At 63.6% G+C, this 9,868-nt stretch carries 10 protein-coding genes and 1 tRNA gene; 2 read left to right on the top strand and 9 right to left on the bottom strand.

Annotated elements, in window-relative coordinates:
* The first annotated feature begins 31 nt into the window (after positions 1–31).
* Positions 32–340 (top strand): helix-turn-helix transcriptional regulator, encoded by a 309-nt coding sequence (locus DUPY_RS20835; RefSeq protein ID WP_070250754.1) that lies wholly within the window; start codon positions 32–34, stop codon positions 338–340.
* Here the strand turns inward: DUPY_RS20835 and DUPY_RS20830 are convergent.
* The 4 genes from DUPY_RS20830 to pepN form a co-directional block, all read right to left on the bottom strand.
* Positions 300–1,538 (bottom strand): tyrosine-type recombinase/integrase, encoded by a 1,239-nt coding sequence (locus DUPY_RS20830; protein WP_070250752.1) that lies wholly within the window; start codon positions 1,536–1,538, stop codon positions 300–302. The two genes, DUPY_RS20835 and DUPY_RS20830, sit on opposite strands and share 41 nt — an antisense overlap.
* 192 nt (positions 1,539–1,730) lie before the next feature.
* A tRNA-Thr gene (locus DUPY_RS20825) sits at positions 1,731–1,806 on the bottom strand.
* A 105-nt stretch (positions 1,807–1,911) separates the two neighbouring features.
* Positions 1,912–2,913, bottom strand: coding sequence for a class 1 fructose-bisphosphatase (locus DUPY_RS20820; RefSeq protein WP_070250750.1), 1,002 nt, complete (start codon positions 2,911–2,913; stop codon positions 1,912–1,914).
* Positions 2,914–3,036: 123 nt separating this feature from the next.
* Entirely contained in the window at positions 3,037–5,697 is a 2,661-nt protein-coding gene (gene pepN, locus DUPY_RS20815; RefSeq protein WP_070250749.1) for an aminopeptidase N, read from the bottom strand.
* A gap of 210 nt (positions 5,698–5,907) precedes the next feature.
* On the opposite strand from pepN, the gene DUPY_RS20810 reads away from it, so the two are divergent.
* Entirely contained in the window at positions 5,908–6,594 is a 687-nt protein-coding gene (locus tag DUPY_RS20810) for a DUF4136 domain-containing protein (protein ID WP_070250748.1), read from the top strand.
* Between the two features lie 116 nt (positions 6,595–6,710).
* Here the strand turns inward: DUPY_RS20810 and DUPY_RS20805 are convergent, their stop codons facing one another.
* The 5 genes from DUPY_RS20805 to DUPY_RS20785 all read right to left on the bottom strand — a co-directional run.
* Positions 6,711–6,890 (bottom strand): CsbD family protein, encoded by a 180-nt coding sequence (locus DUPY_RS20805; RefSeq protein WP_019923087.1) that lies wholly within the window; start codon positions 6,888–6,890, stop codon positions 6,711–6,713.
* A 102-nt stretch (positions 6,891–6,992) separates the two neighbouring features.
* The gene (locus DUPY_RS20800) at positions 6,993–7,484 is read right to left on the bottom strand and encodes a DUF6328 family protein (RefSeq protein WP_070250747.1); all 492 of its coding nucleotides are present in this window, start codon (positions 7,482–7,484) and stop codon (positions 6,993–6,995) included.
* The gene (locus DUPY_RS20795) at positions 7,481–8,467 is read right to left on the bottom strand and encodes a quinone oxidoreductase family protein (RefSeq protein WP_070250746.1); all 987 of its coding nucleotides are present in this window, start codon (positions 8,465–8,467) and stop codon (positions 7,481–7,483) included. Before DUPY_RS20795 ends, DUPY_RS20800 begins: the two co-directional genes overlap by 4 nt.
* Before the next feature lie 39 nt (positions 8,468–8,506).
* Positions 8,507–8,893, bottom strand: coding sequence for a methylglyoxal synthase (locus DUPY_RS20790; RefSeq protein ID WP_070250745.1), 387 nt, complete (start codon positions 8,891–8,893; stop codon positions 8,507–8,509).
* Positions 8,894–8,946: 53 nt separating this feature from the next.
* Positions 8,947–9,868, bottom strand: a 922-nt coding sequence (locus tag DUPY_RS20785; protein WP_208600073.1) for an alkaline phosphatase D family protein, incomplete at its 5' end; no start/stop codon positions are given.

The raw sequence follows: 9,868 nt of genomic DNA, 5'->3' as shown, positions 1-9,868 counted from the left end.
CGTTAGACCTGCCGCGACGAGGAGACACCGCATGAACACCAGACACACCGACAGCCCGCCCGGCACCTCGCGCCTGCTGCGCATCCGCGAGGTGCTGCACCTGTGCGGGCTATCGCGCGCCACGTTGTACCGCGAGATCAAGCTGCACGCCTTCCCTGCCCCGGTCAAGCTGTCGGCGCGTTCGGTGGGGTGGTTGCAGGAGGATGTGGCGCAGTGGCTCGAGGCGCGCATTGCCCAGCGCGGACCGGCGTATGACGCGGCGCCGCGCCGTAACCTGCGCGCGGCGAAGGAGAGTGCTGCTACTGCGGACCGGGACCGGTCACCGCGCGAAGGGGAATGACGTCGGCGCCGATGCGCAGCTTGTCCAGGTAATCGGCCCAGCGCTGCATCATCGCGGCGCGTGCTGGCAGGTGCGCGGTGCGGTTGTAGGCGCGGCCATTCGGGTCGATCACGCGGTGCGCCAGCTGGTGCTCGATCAGGTCCACGCGCTCGCCCAGCACTTCGTCCATGATCGTGCGCGCCGTGGCGCGGAAGCCGTGCGCTGTCATCACTTCCTTGGCAAAGCCCATGCCGCGCAAGGCCGCGTTGATGGTGTTCTCGCTCATGCAGGCCTGCTCGGTGCGCAGGCTGGGGAACACGTACTTGCCGTGGCCCGTGATGCGGCGCAGCTGGCGCAGAATCTCCAGCGCCTGGGTGGACAACGGCACCATGTGCTCCATGCGCATTTTCATCTTGGCGGCCGGGATGCGCCACGCGGCGCCGTCAAGATCGAATTCGCGCCACTCTGCGGCGCGCAATTCGCCCGGACGCACAAACACCAGCGGCGTCAGTTTTAACGCCGACACGGGCACGATATGGCCGTTGTAGGCATGGATGGCGCGCAGCAGCACCGCCAGTTCCTTCGGCTCCGTGATCGCGGCGAAATTGGTGCGCGGGACGGCGATCAGCGCGCCCTTCAAATCGGGTGTGACGTCGCGCTCCGACCAGCCGATCGCCACGCCATGGCGCAGCACCTGGCCGCACAGCTGCTTGATGCGGTGGGCCGAATCGACGGCGCCACGCGCCTCCACCCGCTGCACCACGCCCAGCACGTCGCGCGGCTTGATGCTTGACACGGGCATGCTGCCGATGTACGGGAACACGTCGTGCTCCAGCCACGCCAGCACCTTCTCCTGGGTGGCGGTGCTGCGGCTGGCGTCCATCTTCGCCAGCCACAGGAGCGCCAGTGCGCGAAAGGTGTTTTGCGAATCCTGGCGGCGCTGCTGCTCGTACGGATCGATAACCGGCGCCCGCGGATCGACACCGGCGCGCAGCAGCTTGCGGGCGTCGGCGCATAACTCGCGCGCCTCGGCCAGCGACACTTCCGGGTAGATGCCAAGGGCCAGCGTCTTGTGCCTGCCGTCGTAGCGGTAGTTCATCCGCCAGTACTTGTTGGACTCCTTGACCAGCAGGTACAGCGAGCGGCCGTCGCTGTATTTGTCGCCACTGGGCTTGCCGGAATGCTTGAGTTTCCGGATAAAAAGGTCGGTGAGTGTCATCGCGCAATCCCATTCCGAGTGCGGCGCCGATTGAGGGACCAAATTTTTTCGTGAGGGACAAGCGCCAATTTGTCCCTCACCGGTCCTGGATTTCATGCTACACCTCGGTAAACCACGAGACAACAAAAAACCCGCGCTCCCTATGAGAGAGGCGGGTTTTGAGACTTCTTGACACTTTTTACTGCTGAGTTCTGGTGCCGCTTGCCGGAATCGAACTGGCGACCTTTTCATTACGAATGAACTGCTCTACCAACTGAGCTAAAGCGGCGACGACCCGCATTCTAACAAAGAACCTTCGCACCACGCTAGTCTAAAACCAATAAATTTTGGCCGTGATGTAAAAATAGCCTTGCCCCGTGCGGATCAGGCGCTATCAGCCCTGGTGGTAGCCGGTCACGACTTCCACTTCCTCGCGCGAGCCGAGGAAGACTGGCACGCGCTGGTGCAGCTTGGTCGGCTGGATGTCCAGGATGCGCTGCTGGCCGTCGGTGGCGACGCCGCCTGCCTGCTCGACGATGAAGGCCATCGGGTTCGCTTCGTACATCAGGCGCAGCTTGCCGGGCATCGATGTATCGCGGGTGTCGGCCGGGTACATGAAGATGCCGCCGCGGTTCAGGATGCGGTGCACGTCGGCTACCATCGAGGCGACCCAGCGCATGTTGAAGTTCGAACCGCGCGGGCCGGTTTCGCCGGCCAGCAGTTCGTTCACGTAGCGCTGCACCGGTGCGTGCCAGTGGCGCGCGTTGGAGGCGTTGATCGAGAACTCGCGGGTCTTGGCCGGGATCTGCATGTCGCGCTGGGTCAGTACCCACGAACCCATTTCGCGGTCCAGGGTGAAGCAGTTGACGCCGTTGCCGGTGGTGAGCACCAGCATGGTCTGCGGCCCGTACACGGCGTAGCCGGCGGCGACCTGGCGGCTGCCTGGCTGCAGGAAGTCCTGTTCGGTCGGTTCGGTCATGCCTTCCGGCGCTTTCAGCACCGAGAAGATGGTGCCGATCGAAACGTTGACGTCGATGTTCGACGAGCCGTCCAGCGGGTCGAACGTCAGCAGGTACTCTCCTTTCGGATAGCGGTTCGGGATCTTGTGGATGGTTTCCATTTCTTCCGATGCCATTGCGGCCAGGTGACCGCCCCATTCGTTCGCTTCGAGCAGGATCTCGTTGGAGATGATGTCGAGTTTTTTCTGGACTTCGCCCTGCACGTTCTCGGTGGTGGCCGTGCCCAGCACTTCACCGAGCGCGCCCTTGCCCACGGCGTGGCTGATGGTCTTGCAGGCGCGGGCCACGACTTCGATCAACAGGCGCAGTTCGGCGGGGATGGAATTGTTCTGGCGCTGTTCTTCGACCAGGTATTGGGTGAGGCTGATGCGTTTCATGGGGTTCCTTTTTGGTGGAAATTCTAAACTGGCTGAGGGTGTGGGCTGCGCAGGCGCTCCATGGATCCCCGCGTGCGCGAGGATGACGGAGCGGCGGGCGCGGGCCGGCTTTCGGGTTCTTGATTAATTGGCGAGTGCCTTGGTGATCACTTCCAGCACGTCGTTCGAGAGTTTGGTTTGGGCGGCTACCTGCTCCAGCGCGGCCTTCATCTTCGCTTGCAGCGCCGGGGCGTAACGGCGCCAGCGGTCCATGCTGCGCGCGAAGCGGGCGGCCACTTGCGGGTTGATGGCGTCGAGCTTGATCACGTGTTCGGCCCAGAAGGCGTAGGCGCTGCCGTCGGCCGCGTGGAACTGCGACGGGTTGGCGTTGGTGAAGTTGAACAGCAGGCTGCGCGCGCGGTTCGGGTTCTTGAGCGTAAAGGCCGGGTGCGCCATCAGCTTGCGCACGGCGGCGACGTCGGTGGCCGGCGTGGCCGCCTGCATGGCAAACCACTTGTCGATCACCAGCGCTTCGCTGGAGAAATCATCGTAGAAACGCTGCAGGTAGGCGCTGGCGTCTACCCCGCTGTGGATCAGCGCCACCAGCGCGGCGAAGCGGTCGGTCATGTTACCGGCCTGTTCGCACTGGTGCTGCGCCAGCGACAGCGTGACCGCGTCGGGCGTCACCAGCAGGTACGAAAGGCACAGGTTTTTCAGTGCGCGCTTGCCGGCCGACAGGGCGTCCGGGCTGTACTCGCCCGGGGTCTGGTTGGCGTGGTACTGCGCCAGCAGTTCGGCCCGCAGCTCGGTGCCGATGGTACGGCGCATGAACTGGCGCGCGGTGTGGATCGCGTGTGGATCGACGACATCCATCTGCTCGGCGATGATGCCTTCCGATGGCAGGATCAGGGCCAGTTCGCGGAAGGCCGGATCGAGCGTGTCGTCGATGAGCAGCGCGCGCTGGGCGTCGAGGAAGGTCGTATCGAGCTTGAGTGGCTTGTCCTGCTTGGCCGCCACCTGCGCGGTGAGCTTGAGCAGGCGCGCCATGGCCAGGCGCTGGCCCGCTTCCCAGCGATTCACCGGGTCGCTGTCGTGGCGGAACAGGTGCAGCAGTTCGTCGTCGGTGTAGTCGTACTCCAAAATCACCGGCGCCGAAAAATCGCGCAGGATCGACGGCGTCGGGCGCTCGTCGATATTGCGGAAGCGGAAAATCTGCTCCTGCTCGGTCAGTTCCAGCACCACGGTGGTGGCGCCCTGTTCTTGGGTTCCACCATCAAGCGTGAGCGGCAGGGCGCGGCCATCTTCTCCCAGCAGGCCGACGGCCACGGGAATATGGAACGGCAGCTGGTCCGGGTGGTTGCTGCGCTGGGACAGGATGATGTCGAAGTTGCGCTTGACGGCGTCGTAGCGGGTGCGCGCGGTCACTACCGGCGTGCCGGCCTGGCTGTACCAGCGTTCGAACTGGCGCAGGTCGCGGCCGTTGGCGTCGGCCATGGCGGCGCGGAAGTCGTCGCAGGTCACGGCCTGGCCGTCATGGCGCTCGAAGTACAGGTCCATGCCCTTGCGGAAGCCGTCGCGGCCCACCAGGGTCTGGTACATACGCACCACTTCCGCGCCTTTTTCGTACACGGTCACGGTATAAAAATTATTGATCTCGACGAACGAGTCGGGACGCACCGGGTGCGACATCGGGCCGGCGTCTTCCGGGAACTGGGCCTGGCGCAAGGTGCGCACCTGGTCGATCCGGGTGACGGCGCGGCCGCTGTCGCTGCCGATCATGTCGGCCGAGAATTCCTGGTCGCGGAACACGGTCAGGCCTTCCTTGAGCGATAGCTGGAACCAGTCGCGGCACGTCACGCGGTTGCCGGTCCAGTTGTGGAAGTACTCGTGGCCCACCACGGCTTCGATGCCGGCGTAGTCGATATCGGTGGCCACGCGCGGGTTGGCCAGCACGAACTTGGTGTTGAAGATATTGAGACCCTTGTTTTCCATCGCGCCCATGTTGAAGTCGCCCACGGCAACAATCATGAAGCGGTCCAGGTCGAGCTCGAGGCCGAAGCGCTCCTCGTCCCAGCGGATCGAGTTTTTGAGCGACTGCATCGCGTAGTCGGTCTTGTCGAGGTTGCCGTCTTCCACCCACACTTGCAGCAGCACGTCGCGGCCCGAGTTCAGGGTATAGGTCTCTTCCTGGCACACCAGCTTGGCCGCGACCAGCGCGAACAGGTACGACGGCTTCTTGAACGGGTCTTCCCACTTGGCGTAGTGGCGGCCATCGCCGAGGTCGCCCTCTTCGATCAGGTTGCCGTTCGACAGCAGCACCGGGTACGTCGCCTTGTCGGCGCGCAGCATCACGGTGTACTTGGCCATCACGTCCGGGCGATCAGGGAAATAGGTAATGCGGCGGAAGCCTTCGGCTTCGCACTGGGTGAAGAAGTTGCCGTTCGATACATACAAGCCCGACAAGGTGGTGTTTTCCACCGGCACGCACACGGTTTCGATTTCCAGCACGACCTGGTCCGGGGCATTCTTGATCGTCAGCAGCACGCCCTCGATCGAATATTCCCCGGCTTGCAGCACCTTGCCGTTCATCCGCAGTTGCACCAGCTCAATTTCCTCGCCGTGCAGCACGATGTCGCAATTGGTGCCGTCCGGGTTGCGCTGCATGGTGATGCGGTTGGCCACGATGGTGCGGTGCGGGTCCAGGTCGAACCCCAGTTCAACCGTATCGACCAGGAACGCCGGAGGGGTGTAATCTTTGCGGTAAATCGTCAGTGGGCTGCTCAGTGGGCTGCTATCGGTGCGCATGGGATGGTGTTGGACGTTAGGCAAAAGTCTATTTTACCAATACCAGCGCCCGGCCGACGCTTGATTTTCCTCAAGGAAGGTCGAAAGTTGCTGATTTCCACGCTGCCGTAACATTCTGTAATAATGATGCGCAGTCTGTATGCGCGACGTAAACTGTAGTTCTGGACATACCGTCTTCCCCGCGTTTTTCCTGTTTCTAAGAGGCCTATCATGAGATATCTCGCCATCCTGGCGACTGCCGCCGTCATGCTGTTGACCGGTTGCGCCACCACCATTCGCAGCGACGTTACGGCTTTTAACGCCTGGCCGGCGGACCTGCAAGCCAAAACCTATGCCTTCGAAGCGCCACGCGGCGTGGACGATACGCTGGAGTACCGCAGCTATCAGGTTCTGGTGAGCAATGAATTGAGCAAGCTGGGCTTCCAGCAGGCCGACGAAGGCCAGCAGCCCAACCTGCTGGTCGGCATGAAATACCTGACCATCGACCAGCCTGTGCGCGTGATCCGCGAAGATCCGTTCATGGGCGCGCCGTGGGGCAGCCCGTACTGGGGCCGTCCGGGCTATGGCCGTTACGGCTGGGGCTATTCGCGCTGGGCTTACAGCCCGTTCTACGATCCGTTCCGCTACAACACGTTCGGCGTGGAAGAACGGATTCGCCACCAGTACCAGCGCCAGCTGCGCGTAACCATCAACACCACGAGCGGGCGCAAGCTGTATGACGTGACGGTGCAAAACACCAGCACCGTCGCTGCCACGCCGCACGTGATGCCGGCGCTGGTGCAGAGCGCCTTTACTGGCTTCCCCGGCCAGAGCGGTGTGCCGCGCCGGGTGGAAGTGACCATCGATCCGAAGGTGGATACGGTGGTGGCGGGGCAGCCTGCGGTCAAGGCGAATTGAGGTTGGATTGGATCCCCGCCTGCGCGGCGGTCCGCCGATGCGGGATGACGGTTTTGGGCCCACAATAGAAAAAGCGCCGGTGTTTGCACACCGGCGCTTTTTCTTTTGCCGACCAATTACTTGGTAGCGATTTTGGCGGCTTCTTTCAGGTCGCCCACTTTTTCCTGGACCTTGCCTTCGCCTTGCTTGGCCAGGCCTTTGGCTTCCTGCTCAGGGCTGTCGATCAGATCGCCAACGCCTTCTTGAATTTTGCCGCCGATGTTTTTCAGTTTGCCTTCGATTTGGTCTTTGTTCATGATGTGACTCCTGTCTGGGCAACAGCCGGAATGGCTTTGCATTGAGATCAGAATACTTCCCACTAGCAAACGCGTCTGTACGCTTCCGTACAAAAATCCATGCTACACACCTGCATGCTTTTTCAGGTACCTCGGCATCCACCACCACACCACCAGGATCAGCAGCGCCACCAGGCCGGACGTAACCAGCCCCACGGTACCGCCAAACACTTCAGAGATCACCAGGTTGGTGCCGAGCACCAGGGCAATGGCCAGCGTGAGCGAACCACTGACCATGAGCTTGGTGGCCACGCGCTTGAAGCGTGCCCTGTCTTTCAAAGGGCGCATCATGCGGTGCTGTACCGCCGGGGCGCTCAGCAACACCAGGCTGGTGAGCGCCAGCACGAACGTGGCCAGGAACAGCAATTTCTCGCTATGCACGATGCGTGAAAAGCCACCGTTGAACGGCAGGATGATCAGGAAGGCCGTGAGCATCTGCGCACCTGGCAGCAGGATGCGCATTTCGCTGAGCATGTCGGAGAAATCGCCGTCGTCCTCGTCTTCGTCCGCCTGGATGCGGCGCTGCTCCTGCTCATCGAACATCTGCTTGCTCATGGCAGCAGGATGGTCGAGCCCGTGGTCTTGCGTCCTTCGAGGTCGCGATGGGCCTGGGCCACGTCGGCCAGGGCGTAGCGCTGGCGTACGTCCACCTTCACTTCGCCGCTGGACACCACGCCGAACAGCGAACGCGCTGCCGCATCCAGCTCTTCGCGGGTGGACAGGTAGGCCGCCATCGATGGCCGGGTGACGTACAGCGAGCCGCGCTTGGCCAGTTCGGCCAGCGCGAACGATTCCACCGGGCCGGATGCATTGCCGAAGCTGACCATGGTGCCCAGCGGCGCCAGGCAGTCGAGCGAGCCGATAAAGGTGTCCTTGCCGATCGAGTCGTACACGGCGCGCACACCCTTGCCACCGGTGATCTCGCGCACTCGCTCGGTAAAGTTCTCGGTGTTGTAGTTGATGACGTGGGCGGCGCCGTGTTCGAGGGCCAGCGCGGCTTTTTCGCCTGATCCGACCGTACCGATCAGCGTGACGCCCAGCACCTTGGCCCACTGGCACGCAATCAGGCCCACGCCGCCGGCAGCAGCGTGGAAGACGATGGTGTCGCCGGCCTTGAGCGCCACCGTGCGGTGCAGCAGGTACTGCACGGTGAGGCCTTGCAGCATCATGGCGGCGGCGGTGTCGAAAGCGATGTTCTCGGGCAGCACCAGCAATTTGGATGCCGGCATATTGCGCGCCTGGGCGTAAGCGCCGATCGGGCCGCCGGCATAGGCCACGCGGTCGCCGACCTTGACTTCGGTCACGCCCTCGCCCACCGCTTCGACCACGCCGGCGCCTTCCATGCCCAGCCCGGCTGGCAACGGTTGCGCATACAGGCCGGTGCGGTGATAGACGTCGATGAAGTTCAGGCCGATGGCTTCGTGGCGTACTTGCGCCTCGCCGGGGCCGGGTGCTGGCAGGTCCACGTCCACCAGTTCCATTACTTCAGGGCCGCCGTTGCGAGCGATGCGGATTGCCTTGGTTGTTGACTGCGTCATTGCTACCTCCGGTGACATAATTGCTCAGTGTAGCGCGCCTCAGGCGGCCGTAGCGCGCAACTGCAATTGCGACAGTACCAGGTGCGCCGACGACACGTTGGTCGCGCACGGCGTGTTGTGGACGTCGCAGGCGCGTACCAGGGCGTTGATGTCCGGCTCGTGCGGCTGCGGCGTCATCGGGTCGCGCAGGAAGATCACGCAGTCGATCTCGCCCTGCACCAGCATGGCGCCGATCTGCAGGTCGCCGCCGAACGGGCCCGAATGCTTGCGGTCCACGGTAAGCCCCAGTTCGTTGGCCAGGCGCCCGCCGGTGGTGCCGGTGGCGACCAGGTCGCAGGAGGCCAGAAAGTCGCGGTACTGGCCGGCCAGCAGGATCATGTCGTCTTTTTTCTTGTCGTGCGCGATGAGGGCAATGCGGGTTTTCATGAGTTCATCCGTTGATATGATGGACGGATGATACCAGCCCGCATTGCCCGTTTTTACACTTGGCTGACCACCACCGCTGCCACGCCGGCCGTCACGGTGGCGGTGGTGGTGCGTGCGAGCAGCGTGGCCGGCGCGCTGGCGCCCACCAGCTTGTTCACCTGGCGGAACTGCGCCACCAGCTTGCCCGGCGTGAGCGTCACCAGCGTGTAGCCCTGCGCGTCGGTATTGACGTGCTTGAGCCAGTTGTTATTGCCCAGCGCGGAGAGCTGCTGCGCCAGCGCCAGCAAGCTGGTATTGAAGTCGCTGCTCGCCTGCAGGCCCGCCATCACGGCGGTGACGGTGGCCTCCAGCGCGCTTTCCGCCACGCCTTTCGCGGCCAGCGCGCCGCGCAGCTGCACCCGCAACTGTTCGAGCAACTGCGTCAGCGTTGGCGCGGCCTTGCCCATGGTGTAGTCGAGCAGGTTGAAGTTGAGGCTTACCGTGCCCACGCCCGGCACCGGGATGGCCAGCGGGTACGACACCAGCGTGCCGATGTCGCCCAGCGCAGACGCCGCATCGCGCAGGTAGCTGAAGAACGAATCGGAGCTGATGCCGGCCGAGACCAGGTCCACCATCACCGGCGTGCCGCCGCCGGCCGCGTCGAAGTCGTCGTTGACGGTGCCGGCAAAGAAAGCGTGGATGTCGCCGGTGAGCGCCACCACGTTGCCGATGTTGTTGGACTTCAGGTGCGCCATCAAGGCCTTGCGCTCGCCGTTGTAGCCGTCCCACTGGTCGCAGTTGAGCAGGAAGCGCGCAAAGAACGGCGCCAGCGCCTGCTGCTTGCCCGATGCCGCCACGAAGCTCGATGCCGCGCCGTTGGCCTGCACGTCGGCCTTGATGAAGCCGAAGGCGATGGTCTGCGCGGCCACCCCGGCCAGCGCGGTGGCGGTGGCGCCAGCGGGCGCCGTGGACACTGCCGCCGTCACCGCCACCGCC

This window comes from Duganella phyllosphaerae (assembly GCF_001758785.1).
Taxonomy (GTDB): Bacteria; Pseudomonadota; Gammaproteobacteria; order Burkholderiales; family Burkholderiaceae_D; genus Rugamonas; species Rugamonas phyllosphaerae.
This window is presented reverse-complemented; position numbering and strand designations above follow the sequence as displayed.

What these genes read in the sequence shown, in the direction of transcription:
- DUPY_RS20835 (WP_070250754.1), top strand. Translation starts at nt 32, where the DNA reads ATGAACACCAGACACACCGACAGCCCGCCCGGCACCTCGCGCCTGCTG.
- DUPY_RS20830 (WP_070250752.1), bottom strand. Translation starts at nt 1,538, where the DNA reads ATGACACTCACCGACCTTTTTATCCGGAAACTCAAGCATTCCGGCAAG.
- DUPY_RS20820 (WP_070250750.1), bottom strand. Translation starts at nt 2,913, where the DNA reads ATGAAACGCATCAGCCTCACCCAATACCTGGTCGAAGAACAGCGCCAG.
- pepN (WP_070250749.1), bottom strand. Translation starts at nt 5,697, where the DNA reads ATGCGCACCGATAGCAGCCCACTGAGCAGCCCACTGACGATTTACCGC.
- DUPY_RS20810 (WP_070250748.1), top strand. Translation starts at nt 5,908, where the DNA reads ATGAGATATCTCGCCATCCTGGCGACTGCCGCCGTCATGCTGTTGACC.
- DUPY_RS20805 (WP_019923087.1), bottom strand. Translation starts at nt 6,890, where the DNA reads ATGAACAAAGACCAAATCGAAGGCAAACTGAAAAACATCGGCGGCAAA.
- DUPY_RS20800 (WP_070250747.1), bottom strand. Translation starts at nt 7,484, where the DNA reads ATGAGCAAGCAGATGTTCGATGAGCAGGAGCAGCGCCGCATCCAGGCG.
- DUPY_RS20795 (WP_070250746.1), bottom strand. Translation starts at nt 8,467, where the DNA reads ATGACGCAGTCAACAACCAAGGCAATCCGCATCGCTCGCAACGGCGGC.
- DUPY_RS20790 (WP_070250745.1), bottom strand. Translation starts at nt 8,893, where the DNA reads ATGAAAACCCGCATTGCCCTCATCGCGCACGACAAGAAAAAAGACGAC.